Source organism: Tardiphaga sp. 20_F10_N6_6 (genome assembly GCF_052076045.1).
Lineage (GTDB): Bacteria > Pseudomonadota > Alphaproteobacteria > Rhizobiales > Xanthobacteraceae > Tardiphaga > Tardiphaga robiniae.
The window spans coordinates 5277043-5300240 of record NZ_CP197239.1; the positions used below are offsets into that span (position 1 = coordinate 5277043).

General features: G+C 61.7%; 25 protein-coding genes. 6 read left to right on the top strand and 19 right to left on the bottom strand.

Annotated features, from left to right (window positions below):
• Positions 1-58: 58 nt before the first annotated feature.
• Positions 59-1168, bottom strand: coding sequence for an ATP-dependent DNA helicase (locus tag AB7813_RS25235; protein WP_093759443.1), 1110 nt, complete (start codon positions 1166-1168; stop codon positions 59-61).
• A 165-nt stretch (positions 1169-1333) separates the two neighbouring features.
• Here AB7813_RS25235 and AB7813_RS25240 point away from each other — a divergent pair, with 165 nt between their 5' ends.
• Positions 1334-1720, top strand: a complete 387-nt coding sequence (locus AB7813_RS25240) for a DUF4345 domain-containing protein (RefSeq protein WP_158596755.1) — start codon at positions 1334-1336, stop codon at positions 1718-1720.
• On the top strand, positions 1717-1899 hold the full coding sequence (locus tag AB7813_RS25245; RefSeq protein WP_093759441.1) for a hypothetical protein: 183 nt from the start codon (positions 1717-1719) through the stop codon (positions 1897-1899). The genes AB7813_RS25240 and AB7813_RS25245 overlap by 4 nt, the downstream gene beginning before the upstream one ends.
• On the opposite strand, the gene flbD is transcribed toward AB7813_RS25245, so the two are convergent.
• From flbD to AB7813_RS25285, 8 genes are all read right to left on the bottom strand, one after another.
• A complete protein-coding gene (gene flbD, locus AB7813_RS25250; RefSeq protein ID WP_068733445.1) occupies positions 1900-3285 on the bottom strand; it encodes a sigma-54-dependent transcriptional regulator FlbD in 1386 nt (461 codons plus the stop codon). It abuts the gene before it with no gap.
• Between the two features lie 53 nt (positions 3286-3338).
• Entirely contained in the window at positions 3339-3683 is a 345-nt protein-coding gene (gene fliN / locus AB7813_RS25255) for a flagellar motor switch protein FliN (protein ID WP_089262063.1), read from the bottom strand.
• A 21-nt stretch (positions 3684-3704) separates the two neighbouring features.
• On the bottom strand, positions 3705-4325 hold the full coding sequence (locus tag AB7813_RS25260) for a FliH/SctL family protein (protein ID WP_175366387.1): 621 nt from the start codon (positions 4323-4325) through the stop codon (positions 3705-3707).
• Entirely contained in the window at positions 4325-5416 is a 1092-nt protein-coding gene (gene fliG / locus AB7813_RS25265; RefSeq protein WP_089262059.1) for a flagellar motor switch protein FliG, read from the bottom strand. The genes AB7813_RS25260 and fliG overlap by 1 nt, the downstream gene beginning before the upstream one ends.
• 5 nt (positions 5417-5421) lie before the next feature.
• Positions 5422-7035 (bottom strand): flagellar basal-body MS-ring/collar protein FliF, encoded by a 1614-nt coding sequence (fliF, locus tag AB7813_RS25270; protein WP_441228673.1) that lies wholly within the window; start codon positions 7033-7035, stop codon positions 5422-5424.
• Between the two features lie 171 nt (positions 7036-7206).
• A complete protein-coding gene (sciP, locus tag AB7813_RS25275; RefSeq protein WP_002714638.1) occupies positions 7207-7482 on the bottom strand; it encodes a CtrA inhibitor SciP in 276 nt (91 codons plus the stop codon).
• 146 nt (positions 7483-7628) lie between these two features.
• Positions 7629-8342, bottom strand: a complete 714-nt coding sequence (locus tag AB7813_RS25280) for a flagellar hook assembly protein FlgD (RefSeq protein ID WP_439057234.1) — start codon at positions 8340-8342, stop codon at positions 7629-7631.
• 10 nt (positions 8343-8352) lie between these two features.
• On the bottom strand, positions 8353-9876 hold the full coding sequence (locus AB7813_RS25285; RefSeq protein ID WP_441228674.1) for a flagellar hook-length control protein FliK: 1524 nt from the start codon (positions 9874-9876) through the stop codon (positions 8353-8355).
• A 320-nt stretch (positions 9877-10196) separates the two neighbouring features.
• On the opposite strand from AB7813_RS25285, the gene mnmA reads away from it, so the two are divergent.
• Genes mnmA through AB7813_RS25300 form a run of 3 tightly spaced genes read left to right on the top strand, consistent with a single transcriptional unit; the run spans position 10197 to position 12471 of the window.
• Positions 10197-11393, top strand: a complete 1197-nt coding sequence (gene mnmA / locus AB7813_RS25290; RefSeq protein ID WP_441228999.1) for a tRNA 2-thiouridine(34) synthase MnmA — start codon at positions 10197-10199, stop codon at positions 11391-11393.
• Between the two features lie 17 nt (positions 11394-11410).
• Positions 11411-12049: a class I SAM-dependent methyltransferase gene (locus AB7813_RS25295; RefSeq protein ID WP_089262053.1), complete on the top strand. Its 639-nt coding sequence runs from the start codon at positions 11411-11413 to the stop codon at positions 12047-12049.
• A gap of 50 nt (positions 12050-12099) precedes the next feature.
• Positions 12100-12471 carry a hypothetical protein gene (locus tag AB7813_RS25300; RefSeq protein ID WP_120289121.1) on the top strand — a complete coding sequence of 124 codons (372 nt, stop codon included), beginning with the start codon at positions 12100-12102 and terminating at the stop codon, positions 12469-12471.
• A 15-nt stretch (positions 12472-12486) separates the two neighbouring features.
• Here the strand turns inward: AB7813_RS25300 and AB7813_RS25305 are convergent, their stop codons facing one another.
• The 8 genes from AB7813_RS25305 to AB7813_RS25340 all read right to left on the bottom strand — a co-directional run bounded on the left by AB7813_RS25305 (position 12487) and on the right by AB7813_RS25340 (position 21021).
• On the bottom strand, positions 12487-14346 hold the full coding sequence (locus AB7813_RS25305; protein ID WP_441228675.1) for a bifunctional sugar phosphate isomerase/epimerase/4-hydroxyphenylpyruvate dioxygenase family protein: 1860 nt from the start codon (positions 14344-14346) through the stop codon (positions 12487-12489).
• Positions 14343-15083, bottom strand: coding sequence for an ABC transporter ATP-binding protein (locus AB7813_RS25310; protein ID WP_441228676.1), 741 nt, complete (start codon positions 15081-15083; stop codon positions 14343-14345). The genes AB7813_RS25305 and AB7813_RS25310 overlap by 4 nt, the downstream gene beginning before the upstream one ends.
• 10 nt (positions 15084-15093) lie before the next feature.
• Positions 15094-15837, bottom strand: coding sequence for an ABC transporter ATP-binding protein (locus tag AB7813_RS25315; protein WP_439057239.1), 744 nt, complete (start codon positions 15835-15837; stop codon positions 15094-15096).
• A complete protein-coding gene (locus AB7813_RS25320; protein WP_441228677.1) occupies positions 15834-16829 on the bottom strand; it encodes a branched-chain amino acid ABC transporter permease in 996 nt (331 codons plus the stop codon). Before AB7813_RS25320 ends, AB7813_RS25315 begins: the two co-directional genes overlap by 4 nt.
• Positions 16826-17701 carry a branched-chain amino acid ABC transporter permease gene (locus tag AB7813_RS25325; RefSeq protein ID WP_068733471.1) on the bottom strand — a complete coding sequence of 292 codons (876 nt, stop codon included), beginning with the start codon at positions 17699-17701 and terminating at the stop codon, positions 16826-16828. Before AB7813_RS25325 ends, AB7813_RS25320 begins: the two co-directional genes overlap by 4 nt.
• A 183-nt stretch (positions 17702-17884) precedes the next feature.
• A complete protein-coding gene (locus AB7813_RS25330; protein ID WP_439079458.1) occupies positions 17885-19027 on the bottom strand; it encodes an ABC transporter substrate-binding protein in 1143 nt (380 codons plus the stop codon).
• 60 nt (positions 19028-19087) lie between these two features.
• Positions 19088-19978, bottom strand: a complete 891-nt coding sequence (locus tag AB7813_RS25335; RefSeq protein ID WP_441228678.1) for a shikimate dehydrogenase — start codon at positions 19976-19978, stop codon at positions 19088-19090.
• A gap of 104 nt (positions 19979-20082) precedes the next feature.
• Entirely contained in the window at positions 20083-21021 is a 939-nt protein-coding gene (locus AB7813_RS25340; protein WP_320446899.1) for a LysR family transcriptional regulator, read from the bottom strand.
• A gap of 263 nt (positions 21022-21284) precedes the next feature.
• On the opposite strand from AB7813_RS25340, the gene AB7813_RS25345 reads away from it, so the two are divergent.
• Positions 21285-22496 carry a glycosyltransferase gene (locus tag AB7813_RS25345; protein ID WP_093759432.1) on the top strand — a complete coding sequence of 404 codons (1212 nt, stop codon included), beginning with the start codon at positions 21285-21287 and terminating at the stop codon, positions 22494-22496.
• 10 nt (positions 22497-22506) lie between these two features.
• Here AB7813_RS25345 and AB7813_RS25350 read toward each other — a convergent pair whose 3' ends face one another.
• The gene (locus AB7813_RS25350; protein WP_184513628.1) at positions 22507-22929 is read right to left on the bottom strand and encodes a hypothetical protein; all 423 of its coding nucleotides are present in this window, start codon (positions 22927-22929) and stop codon (positions 22507-22509) included.
• A 95-nt stretch (positions 22930-23024) separates the two neighbouring features.
• The gene (locus AB7813_RS25355; RefSeq protein WP_441228679.1) at positions 23025-23162 is read right to left on the bottom strand and encodes a hypothetical protein; all 138 of its coding nucleotides are present in this window, start codon (positions 23160-23162) and stop codon (positions 23025-23027) included.
• Positions 23163-23198: the final 36 nt, after the last annotated feature.

Below are 23198 nucleotides of genomic sequence, written 5' to 3' on the forward strand. Positions count from 1 at the left end.
GCCTAGTGAGCCGAGACGCGTCAGATCAGCGCATGCGGTTGATTGCAAAATACGCGCGTTAAACCACGATGCTTAAGCGCTTCGCGGCGCGGGTGATGCCCGTGTAGAGCCAGCGGGCGCGGCTCTCCTGAAATGCAAAGCTCTCGTCGAACAGGACGACATCGTCCCATTGCGAGCCCTGGCTTTTGTGCACGGTCAGCACGTAGCCATAGTCGAATTCATCGTAAGGCTTGCGCTGCTCCCATGGCAACGTCTCAACACCGCCCGAGAAACAGTCTGCGCGCACGGAGACCTTGGTGACCTTGCCGCCAAAATCCTCATCCGGCGAAATCCGCATGGTGATGATCTGCGACTTCGAGGCAGCGCGCGCTTTCACACGCCACAGACCGCCGTTGAACAGCACCTTCTTGCGATTGTTGCGCAGGCAGACCAGCTTGTCATTGGCTACCGGCAGCAGGTCCTCGATGCCAAGTTTCTGTCGCACACGCATATTGTAGGCGCGTCGCGTGTTGTTGCGGCCGACCAGCACCTGATCGGCGGCCATCACGCGGTCCGGATCGAGCGCCTTGCGCGACACGATTTCACTGAGGCCATATTGTCCGGGCTGCAACGACCGCCCCTCGCGGACATCCATCGACATGCGCACGATCGGATCGTGTTCGGCCTGACGATGCACTTCGGTCAGCATCACGTCGGGCTCGGTCTCGGTGAAGAAGCCGCCACCCTGGATCGGCGGCAACTGCGCGGGATCGCCGAGCACCAGCAGAGGGCAATCGAATGACAGCAGGTCGCGGCCAAGCTCCGCGTCCACCATCGAACATTCGTCGATCACGATCAGCTTGGCCTTCGAGGCTGGCGCATCGTCCCACAATTCGAAATTCGGCTGTTCCTCGCCGCTCTCACGAGCGCGATAGATCAGCGAGTGAATCGTGGACGCGCCGTCGCAGCCCTTGTTGCGCATCACCAGCGCCGCCTTGCCGGTAAAGGCTGCGAATTTCACCTCGCCGTCCACATTGTCGGCGACGTGCCGCGCCAATGTCGTCTTGCCGGTGCCGGCAAAGCCGAACAGCCGGAACACCTGCGGTGTGCCGTTGCGGCCTGGCTTCGCCTTCAGCCAGTCGTCAACGGCTTTCAGCGCGGCATCCTGATGCGGGGTAAAGGTCGGCATTGCGTCTCTGGAAAGCGGTGCGCAGCCATTTTGCCGCGACTCAGCGGGGAAAGCTAACCATTCAGGCGTCTGACGCAAGCCGGAGACCCCCAAGTTGACGTGGCCGGTTGCTCATTGTCGTTCCATGACGCAGTTATTAGGCTGCTTGAGCCCAGGGAGCCCATTTTGGAACGCAGACTGCTTCAGATCGCGCTGGCGATTGTCGGCCTCGTGGCCATCCTGTTCGGCCTGACCGGCGTGCTGTTCGGCACCAGCCTCTCGGGCGTCAGGCTCGGCGTGACGATGGAAGGCTATGTGCGCTTCATCAAAGGCGTGCTGGTGGCGGTCGGGCTGATCTACTGGTCGGCGATCCCGCAGATCGAAAAACGCTTTGAGCGGATTTCGATCGTAACCTTCATTCTCGTGTTCGGCGCTGCCGCGCGTCTACTGGCCGTGCTCAGTCATGGCTTTCCGACCGTGGGACTCCTGATCAGTCTGATCGGCGAACTCGTGGTCGTCCCGATGATCTGGCTGTGGCTCCGCCATCTCGTGCGGCGGGGTGCGGTCGCATGAAGCGGATCGGCATTGGGATCGTCTATGTGATCGGCGCGATTTCGATCGGTTATCTCGCGCTCTACGCCTATGCGATGTTCACCCGGCAGGAGCTGACGCCGGGCGATCCGATCAAGATTTTTCGCAAGCAGGACGCGCCGAGCTATTCGCAGGGCGCGTCGTTGTCGTTCTTCGCGTAATTACATCGCGCCCATGGCCGCACGATAGTCGCCGGCGCCTGCTCCGGCCGGTGTGATCGGCAACCCGCCATCGGCATATTCGTTGAGCTTGTTGCGCAGCGTGCGGATCGAGATGCCAAGAATGTTGGCCGCATGGGTGCGGTTGCCGAGGCAATGCTTCAGCGTCTCCAGGATCAGATCGCGCTCGACATCGGCTACGGTACGGCCGACCAGTGCGCGGGTCACGGTTTCTGCCGCCATGGTTGCATGCGCCACGGCCGGCGGGGTCTTGGCGAGATCGAGACGATCGCCATCCGGGGTCAGGATGGCATCCGCGCCGATCTCGTCGCCGTTGGCCATCAGCACCGAACGGTGGATCGTGTTTTCGAGTTCACGGACGTTGCCCTGCCAGCGATTGGCGGTGAGTACGCGCCGCGCCTCGGCGGAGATAGGACGCACCGGCACGCCATTGGCGTCGGCATATTTCTTGGCGAAATGTTGCGCCAGTTCGAGAATGTCGGCCGGGCGATCGCGCAGCGGCGGGATCTTCAGGTTCACGACGTTGAGGCGGAACAGCAGATCTTCGCGGAACGTGCCTTCGCGTACGGCGTCGGACAGGTTGCGGTTCGAGGTTGCGATGATGCGAATGTCCACCGGCACCGGCTTGGTGCCGCCGACGCGGTCGATGACGCGCTCCTGAATGGCGCGCAGCAGCTTCGACTGCAGCCGCACGTCCATTTCCGAGATTTCGTCGAGCAAGAGCGTGCCGCCGGTGGCTTCCTCGAATTTGCCGATGCGGCGTGCGATCGCGCCGGTGAAGGCGCCCTTCTCGTGGCCGAACAGTTCGGACTCCAGGAGATGCTCGGGGATTGCAGCGCAGTTGATGCTGATGAACGGCTTCTTGGCGCGGTTGGAGCGGGTGTGGACGTAGCGCGCCAGCACTTCCTTGCCGGTGCCGGATTCGCCCGTGATCATCACCGACGCATCGGAGCCGGCGATCTGCTGCGCCAGCTTGACCACCTTGCCCATCATCTCGTCGCGATAGATCAGGTCGCGGCTGTCATTGGCGACGGCGGCCAGAACGGCGGCGATCAGTTCTGGATCCGGCGGCAGCGGGATGTATTCTTTGGCGCCGGCGTGGATCGCGGCGACCGCAGCGCGGGCATCGGTGGTGATGCCGCAGGCGACGATCGGCACATGGATGTGTTCGGCTTCCAACCGCATCACGAGGTCGCGGATGTCGAGGGCGACATCCACCAGCAGGAGGTCTGCGCCCTTGCCGCCGCGCAACACGCCCATCGCCTGATCATGGCCTTCGGCATGAACCACGGAGGCGCCGTTATCCATGGCGATCTTGGTGGCGGTGGTGAGTTGGCCCTTGAGGGTACCAACGATGAGAAGCCGCATGGTGATCTCCTGTTATATCCTGGTCGCGCCCTTGAGGCGCCGTTTATCCCGAATTAGCTGCGTTCAGCCTTGATGATTTCAGTCATGGTGACGCCGAGCTTTTCTTCGACGAGAACGACTTCGCCGCGCGCCACCAGGCGGTTGTTCACGTAGATGTCGATCGCTTCGCCAACGCGGCGATCGAGTTCGAGCACGGTGCCGGGCCCGAGCTTCAGCAATTCGCCCACACCCATCTTGGAGCGGCCGAGCACGGCCGAGACCTGGACTGGAACGTCGAAAACCGCTTCGAGATCGGCGGCAATACGCGTGACCTGTTCTTCGTCAGCATAGCCCACGTCCCCCATTGCGCCGGGATCGGTGGCATTGAGATCGGGAAGCGGCACCTGTGGATCGCTCATATTCTAGTCCTCACAGCCCTGTCAGGCCTGATTGCGCGACGCCATGTAGCGTCCGACGAGTTCGTTGATCTTGGCGTCGATGGTTGAGCGTTCGAGCACGACGCCGCCATCCGCCCATTCGATTTTGCAGTCGCCGTTCTCGATATCCGGCTCGGCGAGGATAACGAGGCGACCGGCGAAGCCGCTTTGTTTGGCCTGTTTCTCGATGCGTTCGCGTGCTTCGTCATAGAGCTGGTCGTTGATGCGCACCACGAGATGCGGCGTCGACACCAGATTCTTGAAACAGTCGTGGACCAGGGCCATGACTTCGGTGAGCGGCTCAACGGCGATCAATTCACTGCAGAGTTTGCGTGCCACCGACACCGCGACATCGACAGCTTCGGTTTCCATCTTTTCTTCGATGGCCCCGAAGCGCGACGAGATCGAGGAGATCGCAACACCGATCTGTTCCAGCGCCAATGCGGCGCGACGGTCGCTTTCAGCCTTGGCTTCGCGCTGGGCCGCATCGAATCCGGCGCGATAGGCCTGGGCTTCGGCGTTGGCAACCTTCTCCGCGATCTCGGCGGGCGTGATCGCGGGCGCACGCGTCTTGTCGGGCGCTGCGAAGTCCATATCGAACAGAAATTTTGCGGGGGCGGCCATCAATACACCAGCTCGTCGTCGGCGCGGTTCTTGGTCAGCACGATTTCGCCCTTGGCGGCGAGATCCTTGGCCAAATTCACCAGTAGTGCCTGTGCCTCGTCGACATCGCGCAGACGGACCGGGCCGAGCGCGGCCATATCGTCGGTCAGCATCTTGGCGGCGCGGGACGACATGTTGCCCATGAAGAAGGCGCGCACTTCCTCGTTGGCGCTCTTCAGTGCGATACCCAGCTTGTCCTTGTCGATGCTGCGCATCAGGGTCTGTGCGGAGCCGGCATCCAGCTTGATCAGGTCGTCGAAGGTAAACATCAGCGCCTTGATGCGCTCGGCCGCCTCGCGATTGTCTTCTTCCAGCGAGGTGATGAAGCGCGTCTCGGTCTGGCGGTCGAAATTGTTGAAGATTTCCGCCATGACTTCGTGCGCGTCGCGGCGACGGGTCTGCGAGAGGTTCGACATGAATTCGACGCGCAGCGTCTGTTCGACGCGCTCGATGACTTCCTTCTGCACCGCTTCCATCTTGAGCATGCGGTTGATGACGTCGAGCGCAAGATCCTCGGGCAGGATGCCGAGCACGCGTGCCGCATGCTCCGGCTTCAGCTTCGACAGCACCACAGCGACGGTCTGCGGATATTCGTTCTTCAGGTAGTTCGCGAGAACCTCTTCCTGCACGTTTGAGAGTTTTTCCCACATGTTGCGGCCGGCGGGGCCGCGGATTTCTTCCATGATACCGCTGACGCGCTCGGACGGCAGATACTGGGTCAGCAGACGCTCGGTGGCATCGAAAGTGCCCATCAGGGCGCCGGAGGCGGACATCCGCGATACGAATTCGAGCAGCAGATCTTCGACCGTCTCCGGCTCGATGGTTCCGAGCGACGACATGTGAAGTGAAAGCTCACGCACTTCGTCGTCGTCGAGCTGCGCCCACACCTTGCCGCCATACTGTTCGCCCAGCGCCAGCATCAGGATGGCTGCACGCTTCGGGCCGCTGAGCGGCTTCGCGGGCGCACGGCCGCCCTGGCGCTGTGCGAGCGAAGCGACGACGCTGGCGATGTCGCTGCTGTTGTCGCCGGTGGTTTGCGGAACGGATGCCATTCAGATCACGCCGGTTCCTGCAGCCATGCGCGAACAATGGCTGCGGTTTCATTGGGGTTACGATCAGCCAGTTCGCCCACGCGATGCACGGATTGCGCGTGGACCTGACCCTGGATGGTGGCGACGTCGATCATGTTGGGGCCGCTGGCGGGAATGACGGTCTGTCCGTCAGCGCTGAGGGCGACACCGTCGGGAAGAACGAGAGCGTTGGCTGCAGGGAGCGCCGGCACGGGCTCAGAGGCGAGGACGCGGCGGACGAGCGGGCGGATGACCATGAACATCACGACCAGACCGAGCAGCATCATGACCGCGAGTTCGATGACGTGCATCACGTCATCCTTGGTGAATTGCATCATACCGAGCAGACCGGTCGGCTCCGGCGTCGGAACGACAGTTGGGCCCTCGGCGAATTTCAGGTTGACGACCTCGACCTGATCGCCGCGCTTCTGGTCGAAGCCAATGGCCGAACGGACCAGCGCTGCGATGCGATCGAGTTCTTCCTTGGGGCGTTGGGCGTAGACCTGCTCGCCCTTCTCGTTCTTGCTGTAGCTGCCGTCGACCAGTACCGCGACCGAGATGCGATTGACACGGCCTGCTTCGGTCACTTCGGTCTTGGTGATGCGGGAGATTTCGTAGTTGTTGGTTTCTTCCGACTTCTTGCTTTGATCCTTCGCCGTCCCCGTGTTGCCGGCCGCCTGATTGCCTGGCAGTTCGTTGTTGACGGTGACTTGGCCATCCCGCTCGCCGACGGCGGAGGATTCTTCGCGGCTCTGGCTGGAGCGCAAGACCCGGCCTTCCGGGTCGAATTTGTCGGAGGTCTGCGTGACCTTGTTGTAGTCGAAGTCGGCTGTGAGCTGGACCCGGGCCCGGCCTGCGCCCACCACCGAGGAAACGATCGCTTCGACCTGGCTCCGCATCCGCTTTTCGAAGCCGGCGCGGCGTTCGTCGCCGGTGGCGCCTTCCATGGTCGCGTCAGCGGCGCCGTCGGCGAGCAGCTGTCCCGCTTCGTCGACGATCGAAACCCGGGCCGGCTTCAGGCCGTTGACGGCCGAGGCGACGACATGGCGGATCGCCCGGACCTGCTGCGGGTCGAGGGCGCCGCGGACGCGGACGACGATCGAGGCCGAAGGCTCGGGAGCTTCGCGGGAGAACAGGGGGCGTTCCGGCAGGACGAGGTGAACGCGGGCGAACTGTACCCGGTCGATCGCCCGGATGGTTCGCGCCAATTCACCTTCGAGAGCGCGCAAGTGATTGATATTTTGGACAAAACTTGTTGTGCCGAGAGCGTCGGACTTGTCGAAGATCTCGTAGCCGACGCCGCCACCCTTGGGCAGGCCGCCTTCGGCCAGTTTCATGCGCAGGCGAGTTACCTTGTCCTTCGGCACCATGATGGCGGCACCGTCGTTCTTCAGCTCATAAGGGATGGCCTGACGTTCCAGGTCCTTGATGATCGCCGAGGAGTCCTCGACGCTCAGATCCGTGAAAAGGGTGGTCATCTGCGGTGTGCTGACCCGCATGATGACGAAAGCAAAGAAGCCGATGAGCGCGGCCGTCACCGCAACCATCGCCATCAGGCGCGCCGCGCCGAGACCTTTAAGGAAACTTAGAAGACTCTGCACGAACCAGCCCCTGAGATTCGGCCTCAAAGACCGACTGGGCAAATTTTGCCGGGGTATGGTTTCGATATGGTTAACGGCGGTTAACGGGTGGCAAAAATATGGCCAAATGACGAAAACCGGCTTCCCATGAGGGAGCCGGTTTTCATCGAATTGGAGATATTAACGATTCGTTTACTGACGATACTGCTGGATGCGGGTGGTCCGCAGTCCTGCCAGACCGTGCTGGTCGATCGAGAACTGCCAGGAGAGGAATTCGTCGACTGTCAGCGTATAGCGGCTGCAGGCTTCCTCAAGAGACAGAAGGCCACCGCGGACGGCGGCGACAACTTCGGCTTTGCGGCGGATGACCCACCGTTTGGTTCCGGGCGCGGGCAGATCCGCAATTGTTAACGGACTGCCGTCAGGCCCGATGACGTATTTGACCCTCGGGCGATGGGGTTCTGTCATGGCGTACTCACAAACTCTCAACCACTGAACTCACTTCAACAACCTACGCCCAGCGACTTAAAATTTGCCTAAGCCTACAACTCCAATGCGAATAGAACTGGATTTGGTTCGAAATAATCGTCCCGAGGAGATGATGCGGCGCAGCGTTAGGTTGTCGGTGTGGTTGGCGTCGTCGGAGTCGTCGGACGCACCACGCGCTTGATTTTGTCGACGGTATAGTTGGCGCCGTTGATCGAGAGCAGAGCGGGGCTCGCTGACAGATCGACGGAATCCACAACGCCCTGGACTTCCGTGGAGATGGCGACATCGCGGCCGTTGTCGTCCTTGCCCGTTGCAGTCAGCGTATAGGCCCCTTCGGGATACTGAACGCCATCATTGCCTTTGCCATCCCATACGAAAGTGCCGTTGCCGGACTTCAACGTATACTTGCCGGTGTAGACAACGTTACCAGCGGAATTCGTAATGTTGACGGTGGCTGTCGAGTCCTTGTCGGCGAGCAGATTCCATGTCGCCGACGTCTTGAATTGCGCCGTGCTGCCATCGACAGCGACGTTGTTGCCGACATAGATGAGCGCCTGCGTCGCTTCCGTAGCTTTGCCGAGATCGACCAGGGCTTTCAACTGATCGTTCGACTTGAGCTGCTGTTCGACGCCTGCGAACTGCACGAGTTGCTGCGTGAACTGATTGGTATCGAGTGGATCGAGCGGGTTCTGGTTCTGCAGCTGCGTCGTCAGCAGCGTCAGGAACGTCTGGAAATTATCGGCAATGCCGGTGGTCGTCGAGCCGGAGCTGCTGCTCGAGTTCGATACCGGCGTAGTGCCGGATACGACAGGGCTTGGAGTCGTTGCGTCAACTGCCATGGTTCGCTCCTCAAATACTGATGTCGACGCCGCTGCTGGATCCCAGCATGCGGCCATAACCGCGGCCCGCAGCGATCGCAGGCACGGACTCGTCTTCGTGGATCACAAGGCGCTGGGCGTTGCGACCCGAATTCTCGCCACTGTTCTGTTGCTGGCCTTCCGACTGATCGCGCAGGCTGAATTGTAGTCCGCTGTCGTTGGTCTTGAGACCAGCCTGTTCGAGTGCGCGCTGCAGTTGCGGTGCATCCTGGCGCAACATGGTCAGGGTTTCCGGCTTCTCGACGGTGAGATGCGAGGTGACATTGCCATGCTTGTCGACTTCGAGGCGGACATCGATACGGCCAAGCTCAGCAGGGTCGAGCCGGATGTCGAAGCTGCTCTTGCCCGATTTGGCGTTCTGCGCGATCTCGACGGCGACGCCATTCAAAGGCACTGGCGCATTGGTCGCGACCGTGGCGGTCAATTGCGGGGTCGCAGCTGCAATCGGCGTCGTTGCGGTCTGCAACGGCTGCTGCTGCAAGCTATTGGTGGTCGGCGCAGTCACATCCGGTACTGCAGCCTGAGCGGTGTGTTCGGTGCGACGCTCGTGGGCAGCGCTAGCCGCAGGCTTTGCAGCTTCCGGTGCAACAGTGGTCGCGTCAGTTGCTGCGCCATCGACGAGTTTGTCGCCCGGCTTGGCGTCCTTGCCGACTGTTGCCGCTGCGGCAGCGTCGACTGGCTGCGTGGACGTCGTCGTGGCCGCCTTCGTCTTGTCTTCTGATTTGACCTCAGCCGTTGATGCCGCTGTGGCATCGGCTGCGCTGGTCTTCTTCGCGCCGGCTTTGCCGCCCGCGGGTGTCGCGGATGCGATAAGTGCCGCGAAATTCGCTTCGGCTTCCGGGGCCGTCGATGCAGGCGCCGCTTCGGCGTCAACCGTTGCGGCTTCGGTCACTGCCGTCTGGGCTTTCAAAACGGCTGCAGCGATGGCGAGAGGCTGTGCAACGCCGGTGGTTTCGGGCGCTGTCGGAGCTACTGCAACATCGGTCGTGGCCGCAGGCACGGGGATCGCGACGGCGACGGCGGCGACCGCGACGGGCTTCTCGGTTGAGGCCGTTGCGTCCGCGTCGGTCGTTGCGGTCTTGTCGGTATCCTTGGACGAGGCGTCCTTGGTGTCGGTCTTGTCGCCCGTCTTCGCGTCGGCCTTGGAATCGGCCTTCGTGTCGCTCGGGTCGCTCTTCTTCGCCTTGCGGGAGTCCTGCGCGGCATCGGCTGCGTGGGTGTCGCGGTCGCGTGCATTGGCGGCCGCGTCGTCGGCGCGATCGTCGGCCTGCCGTGTGCGGTCATTGCTTGAGGAGCGGGTGTCGTCGCGCCGTGCGGGTGCTGGCAGATCAGGCTGGGCGGCCGCGGCGCGGTCGCTATTGGTGCTGGCAACGGTGTTGCTGTCGACCAGCGAGCCGAAGCTGTCGGCGTCCGACCGCTGATCGTCGCGGGATGAATTCGATCGTGCGTTCTGAAACGAGACGTTTGAGACGATATCGGACGTGACGCTAACCACGGGCGGCCTTTCCAGAAGAGTTCTATCCTCCTTTCAGCAAGGACCGGGCCACCTCTCGTTTTATAAAAATATCTATATAAATCAGTATGTTGTAATTCGGGTGGAACCTCCGTGAGGACCGTCGCGGCATTATCTTTTCTGCCCGGCGGCAAGAATTGCCGTTTCCGGCGAGGCGCCGTGATTGATTGAGCGCAAGGCGGCCTATATTAAAGTGCCATATCCCAACCCATTGTCGGACCGACCTTAAGTTCCGGGATTTGGCTCCGTTTTCCTGATCGCGACGGTTTGCAGCCAGCGCGGTCGCATCAGTGACCGAAACCATGCTCAACAGTCTCGATCTCGAAGGCCGTCCGCAGGACACCAGGGTCGTGGTCGCCATGTCCGGCGGCGTCGACTCCTCGGCGACGGCTGCGCTGTTGAAGTCGCAGGGCTACGACGTCGTCGGTATTACGCTGCAACTCTACGATCACGGCGCCGCCGCCCATCGCAAGGGCGCCTGCTGCGCCGGCCGTGACATCCATGATGCCCGCGACGTGGCCGAGCGGATCGGGATCCCGCATTACGTGCTGGATTACGAAAGCAGGTTCCGCGAGTCCGTCATCGACAATTTTGCCGCGAGCTATGCTTCCGGCGAAACGCCGGTGCCGTGCATCGAATGCAATCGTTCGGTCAAGTTCCGCGATCTGCTGGCGACCGCGCGCGATCTCGGCGCGCAGGCGCTGGCGACCGGTCATTATGTGGCCTCGCGCCGCCTTGCTAACGGCTCGCGCGCCATGGTCTGTGCTGCCGATGCGGATCGCGACCAGAGCTATTTCCTGTTCGCCACCACGCAGGAACAGCTCGATTATCTCCGCTTTCCGCTCGGTGACATGAGCAAGCCGCAGACCCGCGAATTGGCCCGGCAGTTCGATCTGTCGGTCGCCGACAAGCAGGACAGCCAGGACATTTGCTTCGTGCCGTCCGGCCGCTACACCGACGTGATCGAGCGTCTGAAGCCGAATGCGCTTGAACCCGGCGAGATCGTCGATATGGATGGCCATGTCATCGGCCGCCACGACGGCATTATCCATTTCACTATCGGTCAGCGCCGCGGCCTCGGTATTGCAGCGAGCGCGCCGCTCTATGTGATCAAACTCGACGCCGTCACCCGGCGCGTGGTGGTCGGCCCGCGCGAGGCCTTGCGGATGCACCGCATTGTGCTGCGCGACGTCAACTGGATCGGCGGCGGGACGCTCGATAGCGCTGTTGGCAATGGCCTCGAGCTGTTCGTCAAGGTGCGCTCGACCCGTGGACCACAGCCAGCCTGGTTGCGTGCTATGAATGGCGGCTACGAGATCGAACTGGTCGGCGGCGAGGAGGGCGTGTCGCCCGGTCAGGCCTGTGTGTTCTACGACGCGCCGGACGGTCAGGCCCGCGTGCTCGGCGGCGGCTTCATCAAGAGCGCTGCGGCGAAAAGCCCTGTCAGCACACCCCCCCGCGATGCTAATGTCCCCGCTGTCGCAGCAATGCGTGTGTAAGAGTTCAGGGTAGGGGCATGGCTGGCGATATCGACCGCGCGGGGGTCGCGAAGGCTTACGGGCGCTGGGCGCCGATTTACGATCTCGTTTTTGGCAAGGTGTTCGATAGCGGTCGGCAATCGACGATTATCGAGGCCGATCGCATCGGCGGCCGCATCCTCGATGTCGGCGTCGGCACGGGTCTGTCGCTGGTCGATTACGCCCGCACCACGAAGATTTGCGGCGTCGATATTTCCGAGCCGATGCTGCGCAAGGCGCATGAGCGCGTCCGCACCCACAACCTCACCAATGTCGAAACGCTGGCGGTCATGGATGCGAAGAATCTCGCATTCCCCGACAATCATTTCGATGCTGTGGTGGCGCAATATGTCATCACCGCCGTACCCGATCCGGAAGCGACGCTGGACGATTTCATCCGCGTGTTGAAACCAGGCGGCGAGCTCATTCTCGTCAATCACATCGGCGCCGAAAGCGGTCCGCGCAAGATTTTCGAACTGGCCTTTGCGCCACTGGCGCGCCGACTCGGCTGGCGACCGGAATTTCCGTGGAAGCGGCTGGTGGACTGGGCAACGGTCCATGGCGGGATCACACTGGCCGAGCGGCGGCCGATGCCGCCGATGGGGCATTTTTCGCTGATCCGCTACATTAAATCCTGACTGTGGAGCGCGGGACCGGAACCTCCGTTCGCGCCCGCGGTTGGCTCCGGATGCAGATCAAACAGTCGCTTGTCATCGCAGGTCTAGTCATCGCCGGTTCCAGCGCCGCCTTCGCGCAGGCGCCGCCGACCCCTGCCACGCCTCCCGCACAGACCGCGCCGCCATCGGCCGAGCGCGCAAATGCCAATTGTGCACCCACACAAACGACCCCGCAGGGGACGATTGCTCCGAGCGGTACGACGACCGGCCAGAGCCCGGAGCCGTTGGGCGATAAACTCGCGAAATCAGATGGCGTTCTGTGCCCGCCGAGCAATGTCGATCCCGCGATGCGGGCACGCGCGCCGAATTCAGATAGTAGCAATACGCCGGTGATTCCCCCGCCCGGCAGTCCCGGTGGCGATCAAAGCGTTCGGCCGAAGTAAGCCTTAACGAGTTCGTCAGGCGCGCGGCACGGACACAGGCCGCGCGTCACGCGTTTGAGCTGCGAGACGGATACCGGCGTTAGCCGCACCAAATCCCTGATAGTTGCGGCGCTCGACAATCTCGAAGAAGAAGCGCTCATCGAAGCTCGGCGTGTAGATCTGGAAGAATTCGCCGTCGCCTTCGCGATCATACAGGATCTGGTTGTCGCGTAGCGCAGCCATCAGCTCGGCATCGAGCCCATATTTGGCTTCCACGTCATCGTAATAATTGTCGGGAATGCGCAGGAATTTGGCGCCGCGTTTGCGCATATCGGCCACAGCAGAAAAGATATTGTCGCACAAGAACGCGATATGTTGCACGCCGGAACCGAAGAACTCCGAGATGAAGCGGTTCGACAGCGTGCGCGTTGCGGATGATCCGTTCAGGATGATGCGCAGCGACTGATTGGCTGATATCAGCGCCTGGCTTTGCACGAGGCCGACCGGGTCCGGAATTTCCATCTGCGGCAGGCGCTGCAGGTCGAGAATGCCGGTGTAGAACAACAGCCATGACAGCATCTCGTCATAGGGCATCGATTGCGAGATGTGATCGACGACGGAGAGATGGTCTGTACCGGCATTGCTCTGCAGTGGCTCGAAATCTACGTCCCAGTTCTTGCCGGCCGCTTCCAGGAAATAGAGAAGACTTCCGCCGACGCCGTGGATCGCCGGGATTTCCAGTTCGCCCGGTCCGACCGGCTGATAGAACGTCCGCGCCTGCAAGGCTTCCGCGCGCGCCATGGCCTGCTTGGTATTGCCGACGTCAAGTGCGATGGCGCACACGCCGGGGCCATGCGTCACGTAATGCGAATGCGCGAAACCGTCCGGCTCGGAATTGATCACGAGTTCGATGGCGCCTTGCGACCAGCGTTCGACGTCCTTGCTGCGATGGGCGCCAGTCTTGTGAAAGCCAAGTTGGCTGACCAGCGTCGCAAGGTCTGTCGCCTTGGTCTCATTGACGGCGAATTCGATGAAGCCGACGCCGCGGGTGGATGTCTTTGGCTGCAGGGCATCGGCGGGTGTCTTTGCCAGTTGATGCTGCAACAGGATCAGTGAGCGCAATCCGTCGGTGGCTGTGCGAACGGCGGAGCCTGCGCGGAACTGGTCGTTGAAAATCTCAAGGGACCACGCGCCGCTATAGCCGGTGGCTTGCACGGCTTCCATGAACTTGGCCACAGGCAGGTCGCCCTGACCGGGGAAGCAGCGGAAATGCCGGCTCCAGGACAGGACATCGAGGCCCAGCTTCGGCGCGTCGGCGAGCTGCACCAGAAAGATCTTGTCCGCCGGGATGGATGCAATGGCACTGACGGGAAATGCCGGGGCCAGCGCATGGAAGCTGTCGAGGATGACGCCGATCGACGGGTGATTGGCGCGGCGCACGATCTCCCAGGCATCGCGATAGTCGTTGACATGAGCGCCCCATGCGAGCGCTTCGAAGCCGACACGCATGCCGTGCTTCGCGGCGAGGTCCCCGAGCTCTCGAAAATCCGCTGCTGCGCGGTCGATACCGCCGAACGAGACCGGCGAGATGTTGCTGCAGATCAGCATCAAGTCCGTCTGCAACTCTTTCATCAGGTCGAACTTGCGCGCCGCACGCGCGAAGTTGCGGCTACGCTGCGGCTCCGGCATGCCCTCGAAGTCGCGGAACGGCTGGAAGGCGCAGATGGTCAGGCCGAGGTCGCGGCACATCTGGCCGACATCCCGCGGGCTTCCATTGAAGGACAGAAGGTCCGCTTCAAAGATCTCGACCTCGTCGAAGCCGGCAGCAGCGATGGCGCGGAGTTTCTCATCCAGTGCGCCTGATAGCGAGACGGTAGCGATCGAGAGCTTGTTCATGCCGCGGTCTCCGTCATGGCGCCGCCGAGGAACAATTGTCCGATGCGCGGATCGTTGAGCACACGGTCGGCCTTGTCCATCAAGCGGGTCTGGCCGAGTTCGAGCACGATGCCGAAGTCGGAAATCTCCAGCGCCGAGCGCGCATTTTGCTCGATCATCAGGATCGAGACGCCGCGGTCGCGCAGCTCTTTCAGGATATTGAAGGTCTGCAGCACCATCAGCGGCGACAGCCCGATGGAAGGTTCATCGATCAGCACCAGCTGCGGATTGAGCAGCAGGCCGCGGGCGATTTCGAGCTGCTTCTGCTCGCCGCCGGACAAGGTTGACGCCTGTTGCTTGGCCTTGGTGCGGAGCACGGGGAATTTGTCGAGAGCGGCCTCGATACGGGCCGGCAGATCGGTGATGTCGCGGCCGGCGGCGACGGCACCAAGTTCGATATTGTGACGGACCGTGAGTTCCGGGAAGATGTTGCGGCCTTGCGGGACATAGCAGATGCCTGCCGTCAGCAGTGCGCGCTGGCTGAGACCGGTAACGTCCTTGCCCTTGAATACGACTTTGCCTTCGCGCAGCTTCAGCAGACCGAAGATCGCCTTGAACACCGTGGACTTGCCGGCGCCGTTTGGCCCGATGACGGTGGTGATCGACCCCGCCGGCACCGAGAAGGTGGTGCCATTCAAGATCGTCATCTTGCCGTAGCCGCCGACAAGTTTCTGAACGTCCAGGATTGCATCGCTCATGGCACTATCCTCAATGTCCCAGATAGGCTTCGATCACGGCGGGATTGGCGCGGATTTCGTCCGGTCGCCCCACCGCAAGAACCTTGCCTTCGGCCATCACCATCACGCGTGTGCAGAGCGACATCACGAATTCCATGTTGTGCTCGATGACAACGAAAGTGGCGCGCTTCTCCCGGTTGATCGCCGCGAGGCGGTCCTTGAGATCCGCGAGCATGGTCAGGTTGACGCCGCCGGCAGGCTCGTCGAGCAGTACGAGGCGCGGTCCGCCCATGAAGGCCATCGCGGCATCGAGCAGTTTCTGCTGGCCATAAGAGAGGCCGCCCGCGGGCTCATCGGCGAGATGGTCGAGCTTGAAGAAGCCGATCATCTGGTTGGCCGCCTCGGTCAGTCCGGCATCGGATGGGCCGAGCAGGCGCGAGAACATGTTGCCCTGGTGCTCCTGGCCGGCGAGGATCAGGTTTTCGCGCACCGACAGCTTCGGGAATACCTGCAGCAATTGAAACGTGCGGCTGACACCGAGGCCGTTCAGCTCTGACGGCCGCATGCCGGTGACCACCTTGCCGTCGACCTTCACTTCGCCGGCGCTTGGCGTGAGCTGGCCGAGGATGCAGTTGAACAAAGTGGACTTGCCGCAGCCGTTCGGGCCGATCAGGCCGAGGATTTCCCCTTCCTGGACATCGAACGAGACGCCGTTCACGGCGGTGATGCCGCCAAAGCTCTTGCGGATATTGCTGACTTCGAGAACCGCGGTCATGGCGCCGTTTCCAGTTTCGCTTTGGCGACCGCGCGCAATGCTGAGGCTGCCTTGGTGCGGCGTTCGGAGATGTAACGATCGAGGATGCCGAGAATCCCGGTCGGCGAGTAGATCAGCAGTAGGATCACCGCGATGGCATAGAGCATCAGATAGTAGCCCTGCGTGAAGCGCAGCCATTCAGGCAGCAGCACGGCGATCATCGCGCCGAGGAAGGGCCCGAAGAAGAAACCGGAGCCGCCAACGATCACCATCATCAGGAGATCGAGAGACAGCGACAGGTGGAACGGCACGGGATCGACATATTGGGTCAGCGGCGCATAGAGCGTGCCGGCAACACCGCCGAGCGCGGAGCCGATCGCAAAGGCCATCAGCGTATAGCGCCGTGTGTCGATGCCGAGCGAGAGCGCACGAACGGGATTTTCGCGCAGCGCAATGAAAGCGCGGCCCCAAGGCGAACGGATCAGCCACCAGACGGCCAGTGAGACGAGCCCGAGCGATCCCAGACAGACATAATAGAACGGCAACGGCCGCCGCGTCGGATAGCCGAAAATCTCCGGGCGAGGGATATTGCTGATGCCGTAGATGCCCTTGGTCAGCCAGTCCTCGTTCCGAAACACGAGAAAGGCGAGCGTCGAAAAGGCGAGGGTGACGAAAGCCAGATAGTGATGCTGTACGCGCAGGGCGGGATAACCGAGGATCCAGCCAATGGCGAAACACAGCACGATGGCGATGCCGAGCGCGCCGATCAGCGGCATGCCGCTGGAGGTCATGATCGCAGCAGTATAAGCGCCGATGCCGACAAAGGCGCCCTGCGCCAGCGAGACCTGCCCTGCATAGCCCAGCGTCAGATTGAGCCCCATGGCGGCGATGGTCATCACGGCCCACTGGCTCAGGATGAACAGGCCGTAGCGGTTGAAGTTCATCGGAACGATGATCAGCGCGGCAATGACAACGATGCCCAAGCCGATCTTGAGACACTTGGCCGCGGTCATACGGTGCGCTCCTCGGGGCGGCCGAGCATGCCCTGCGGCCGAAACAGAATGATCGCGATCAGCAGAACCAATGGCACGGCGGCGCGATACTGGGTGGAGACATAGGCGGCTGACAGATTGTCGACGACGCCGATCAACAGGCCGCCGGCAATGGCGCCGCGGACCTGATTGAAACCGCCGACTATGGCGGCGATGAATGCGGCCTGGCCGAGCACTTCGCCGTTGGAAAACTTGGCGAGATAGATCGGCGTGATGAGCAGCGAGGCCAGCGCGACCAGAAACGCGTTGATGAGGAAGGTCAGCAGGATCATGCGTTCAACGGGCACGCCGATGATGCGCGCGACGGTCGGATTCTGCGCGGCAGCCTGCATCTGGTGACCGATCGAGGTGCGGTTCAGCAGCGTTGTCAGGCCGAGCACGGCGAGGATCGCCAGCACCAGCACGCCAATGCTCTGCAGGGCGACGACGCGGCCGAAAATCGTGATATCGCCGCCCGGAATGATCGAGGGAAAGGGCGAGGCCTCTGCGCTCCAGAATTGCTTGGCGGCTTCCTTGATGCCGATGGCCAGCGCCATGGTCGCAATTGCCAGCGGCAGCACGCCGTGGCGTAGCATCGGATCGACCAGCAGCATCTTGAAGCCAAGCCCGAGCAGCAGCAGCGATAGCGCAATGCCGATCAGGATCGCCAGCCAGAACGGTGCGCCAGCATGCATCACCGCCAGCATCAGGAAGGCCGGTAACATGACGAATTCGCCCTGTGCGAAATTGATGGTCTGCGAGGTCTGCCACAGCAGCGTGAAGCCGACGGCGACGATGGCGTAGATCGCCCCGGTGGCAAGACCTGCGATGAGGAGATCGAGAAGGTTGGACATGTGGTTCTCCAAATGGCCGGCAGCTAAAGCACCGGCCGCGCGCTCCCTCGCCCCGCTTGCGGGGAGAGGGCTGGGGTGAGGGGTTCTTGCAAGTAAAACACTCGCTCCCCCTCACCCGAAGCCTCGCTTCCGCTCGGCTCCGACCTCTCCCCGCAAGCGGGGAGAGCTTAAGTACGCGAGGCCTCAGTTGCCGAGCTTTGGCAGCACCTGCTTGACGACCTGCTTGCCCTCGACGATCTCGACGAGGAAACCCTGTCTATCGATGTCGCCATTGGCGTCGAAGGTCGCGTCCATCAGGATGCCCGGCTCCTTGGCGGCGGTGATTGTGAAGCCGTGCAGGGCATCGGCGAAGCCCTTGGAATCGACCTTGCCCATCTTCTCGGTGGTGGCCTTGATCATGTAGATCGCGAGCCAGCCCTTGAGGCCGTTATGGTCTGGGACGTAGTTGTACTTCTTCACGAACTTGTCGCGGAACGCCTTGATCAGTTCGACCGGCGCGTCGGTGGTGAGGCCGACATGGCCGCGCGCGCCATTGGCCGCGTCGCCGGCGAGTTCGACGACCTTCTGTCCGACCAGCGTGGTTTCGCCGACCAGCGGCACATTGATGCCCTGGCGTTTCAACTCCTTGAGTATGCGCGCGCTCTCTTCTTCGTTGACGTAAACGAAGACTGCATCCGGCGCTGCCGACTTGATCTTGCTGACATCGGCCGCGAAGTCGGCCTGGCCGGCTTCGGTGGAGAGATCGGCCGCGACCTTGATATTGTATTTGGCGAATTCCTTGCTGATGGAATCGCGCCCGCCCTTGCCGAAGTCATTGTTAACCCAAACGATGGCGACCGACTTCGCCTTCAATTCGTCGTTGATGTATTTGGCGACCTTGGGCATCGACGACTGCTGGCCGAACGAGGTGCGGAACAGAAACTTGTTACCGGCTGTCGTGAGTTCAGCGGCTTCGCCGCCCATGATCTGCGCGATGCCGGCTTCGGCGGCGAGCGGCGCGGTGACCTTCACCGAACCGGAATAGCCGGGCCCGAGCAGCACATAAGGCTCGGCGTCGAGTGCCTTCTGAACCTGTGCGCGGGCGACACCGGGGTTGGACTGCGAGTCTGCGTGGGTCACTTCCAGCTTGCGGCCGAGTACACCGCCCTTGGAATTGATTTCTTCGATCGCGAGATCGATGCCGTTCTTCCAGTTGGTGCCGACGGTGGCGCCGCCGCCGGACAATTCGGCGACATTGGCGAGTTTAATAGGGGCTCCGGACTGCGCGATGGCAGCACCGGTCAATACAGTCGCGAGCAGGGCGCTCGCCAAAAACACTGGCTTCATGGAATCCTCCTGTTGCTATTGTTGTGTTTGTGGGCGCGGCCTTATGAGCGGCCGCTTCATTCAGGCTGCGTTTGGTGTCGGGTACCTTTTGACCATGACGGCGTCGAAAGCAATTCCCATTTCAGTCGGTGAAGGCGCAAATCCTGTAAACAACTCAAAGGCATCGGCGGCCTGGTAGATCGCCAGATCGCGGCCGGTCATGACCGGCGCGCCTTTGGCCTTGGCCGCGTTGAGCAGCGGCGTCCACAGCGGGGAATACACGGCATCCGCAACCCACGCTTCCGCATGCAGCAGCGCATCGGGCACTGGCGTGCCGCGGTTGGGCAACATGCCGATGGGTGTGCCATTGACGATGCCGACTGCGCCGCGAACCGCGTCATCGACGCTGTCCGCCACGCGGATGCTTTGCCGGTTGTGGAGCAGGGAAACGAGATGCTGGGCCTTGGCCGTGTCCGTATCGAAAATCCGGATCTCCGAAACGCCGAGATCGGCCAATGCAAAGGCGATGGCCTTGCCGACGCCACCGGTGCCGATGACCGCGACCGGGCCGTGGTTGGAACTGGCGACCAGTTGTCTGGCTGCGCGGGCAAAGCCTGTGGTGTCGGTGTTGTGGCCAGTCAGCCTGCCGTCGCGGACCACGACCGCGTTGACGGCGCCGATGGCCTTGGCCCCGAGCGAGAGCTCGTCGAGCAGATCGACCACGGCTTCCTTATAGGGGAAGGTCACGTTTATGCCGGCAAAACCGAGGCGACGGACGCCGTCCAGAACGGCGCGCAAATCGCCGCGGTCGGCACCGGCGATTTCGATCAGCTGATAGTGACAGCGGGCGCCCATGGCCTCGGCGGCCCGCTCGTGCATCGCCGGTGACGCAGAATGCGCGATCGGCGCGCCGAGCAGGCCAGTAAGGAAGCGCTGGCCCGTCGCCGGGGTATGGGGCGTCGAAGAGGTCATGAACGGATGGCCAATACTGTCAATCATCATCAGAAACGGGACAGAAGATAGCGCGGGGGCGATCTAACACAATTACCCTGTTATACAACAAACATAACATGATGTTATTTTTTACGGACGCGCGAGGCCGGCTTTGCAGCGGCAATTTTGTGAGAGCCGACTGCGCGCATCTCGGTGCGCAGGCAGTCGATAAAATGCTCGATATGCAGTGACAGCGGCGCGCCGCGTTTCACGGCGATGTAGGTATCGAACCGGGTGGGTTCGACGATGCGGATCACCTCGACGCCGGGATAGCCGCCATGGGCCACCGTGAACTGGTCGATGACCGCGATGCCCAATCCTGCCTTCACCAGGGCACAGACCGTGGTGCCAAATCTCGCTCGAATGGTGATGTCGTATTTGAGTTTATTGCGGGCGAAGATCTCGGCCATGATCCGACCGTAGGGGTCGTTGGGGTCGATGCCGATGAGGGGATACCGGATGATCTCCTTGGCCGACACCTGCTTGCGACCTGCGAGTTCGTGTCCCTCCGGCACGATGCAGAACAATTCGCCGGATGCCAGCGGCATGAAGTCGAGCCCGGGATGTTCGAGCCGATAGCTCATGGCGACGCAGTCGCCGCGACCGAGCAGCAGATAGTCGATCGCCTCCTCAAGCTTGAGAATGTTGATGTCGATCCGCAGACCGGGATAACGCCGCCGCACCTGCTCGATGGCACGTGGCACCATCACCTGCGAGATACTGGGAACCGATCCGATGCGCAATTCCGACAGTGTTCCGTGGCCGATCTTCGAGATGATCTCGGTGAGATCGTCGACTTTCTTGTAAACACCGTTGATCTGCTCGAAAATATTCTGCGCTTCAGGGGTCGGGAAGTAGCGTCCGTTCTGGCGCTGGAAGAAGCGGATGCCGAGCGACTTCTCGGTGTATTTGACCAGGCGGCTGATGCCTGGCGCGGACACATTCAGGAGTTTGGCAGCGCCGCCAATGGTGCCCGTCACCATGACGGCGCGGATCACTTCAACCTGGCGTAACGTCATCATGCGCAAAAACTCTCGTTATGCTGAACGGCGCGGATGGTGCGCCAGAATGCGCGCTCGTCTGCTCTGGATGGATATGGTGCCGTCCGCGTCCGCGAACCGGGTAGCATTTTCCCCAGAGGTTATCAGAACACATCTGAATTGATTTAATTTTTACCGACAGTTCGCAATCGAATTAACGCAAGTTGTAGGAGTGGATTGTAGAAGGGGCGCATTGGTCTATTTTCAGGTCAGCCCACATTCGCCGTTTCCGCCGTTGAGGTCCTATGCGCGTCGCTGTCGTCCACGATTGGCTCTACACGCTGGGCGGTGCCGAGCAGGTGCTGCGCGAGATATTGCAGTGCTATCCGGAAGCGGATGTGTTCACGCTGTTCGATGTGCTGACGCCGGAAGATCGCGCCAAAATCGGCTTCAAGAAGGCGCGCACCAGCTTCCTGCAGAAGATGCCGTTCATCCGCAAACGTCATCGGTCATATTTGCCACTCATGCCGATCGCGATCGAGCAGTTCGATTTGTCGGGCTACGACCTGGTTATTTCCAGCAGTTATGCGGTGGCCAAGGGCGTGATCACCGGACCGAACCAGCTTCACGTGTCCTATGTACATTCGCCGATGCGTTATGCGTGGGATCTGCAGCACGCTTATCTGAATGAAAGCGGTTACACCGCTGGCATCAAGAGCGCGTTGGCGCGGGCGCTGCTGCACCGCATCCGGATCTGGGACGTGCGCACGGCCCACGGTCCGGACGCCATGCTGGCGAACTCCAATTTCGTCGCCAAGCGGATCAAGAAGGTCTATGGCCGCGACGCCAAGGTCATCTATCCGCCGGTGACCATGTCGAAGCTGCCGCCCGATCTGCCCACGGGGGACCACTTCCTCGCGGCAAGTCGTCTGGTGCCCTACAAGAAGATCGAAGCCGTGATCCAGGCCTTTGCCGAACTGCCGGATCAGAAGCTGATCGTTGCAGGCGACGGCCCGGATGCGGAGCGGTTGAAGGCAATCGCCGGCCCGAACGTGACATTCGTCGGCTTCGTCAGTGATGAGAAGCTGCGCGAATTGATGGCGACGGCGCGTGCCTTCGTCTTTGCCGCCGAGGAAGACTTCGGGATCATCGTTGTCGAAGCGGAATCCGAAGGTGCGCCGGTTCTGGCGTTCGGCCGCGGCGGCGCGCGCGAGACGGTCTCTGCCTCTCCGGAATTGCGCACCGGCATGTTTTTCGATTCCAACGAGCCGAAGGCGATTGCGGAATGCGTCCGTGCCTTTGTAGCGAATGAAAGCTCATTTTCTCGTGCTGACTGCCGGATGCAGGCCGAGAAATTCTCGGCTGAGCGTTTCCGCAACGAACTGATGTCATTTGTGAACGACCACATGCGGACATTCAGCGGTGAGCGGCGGCGCAATCGCGATGGCAGTTCGCCGGATGCGGCGGGCTTCAAGCGGCGTTGGAGCGATGCCAAGGATTCCGCCCGAAGCGAATAGGCATCTGCCGTTACGATGACGCCCGCGACGCGGGGCCTCTGTAATCCGGAAACCGCGACAGCATGGCGGTCTTCAGGAACTTGAAGTGCGAGATGCTGACAGCAAGGTCGCGCAACCGGCGCTGGCCGTTTGAAATTTCGGTCTCGAACAGGTCTAGGTGATCGCTGTCGAGCTTCTCCCGGGTCAGATACTCATCGTCCCCATTGCCGAAGGTTACAGCCGCGCGCGCCAGCACATCGTCGACGCGGCGGGTGAGGCCGGCCTGCTCGGCTTCGGCATTGCTGAGTGCGCTATCGAGGGCCGAAAGGACGTAATCCAGCCGCTCGCGATCAGTTTCGGCATCGCGTTCAGCCGAACGCGCCCTGAACTCACGCTCGCCGACAAGGCTGCGAAGATAGTTCTGGGCACGAGCCCGCAGGAACATCTGGAACATGCCGTATCCGGTCCAAGCGCGCGCGGCGGCATGCCGCGCAATGGCGCAGCTTGGCCGATTATGGTGATCAATCGGTTAAGAAATCGGATGCGTGATCAGGCAGGCTCGTGGAACATCGCGATCCCCACGTCGATCAGCGTGTTGAGTATGCGCCGGTTGAGCCGATAGCTGTTATCCGCCATCAGCCTGAAATGATCATTGGCGAACACCATGCCGGGCAGTAGCCGCGTCATGCCGGACATTCCGTCCGGCTTATAGCGGTCGCCAGG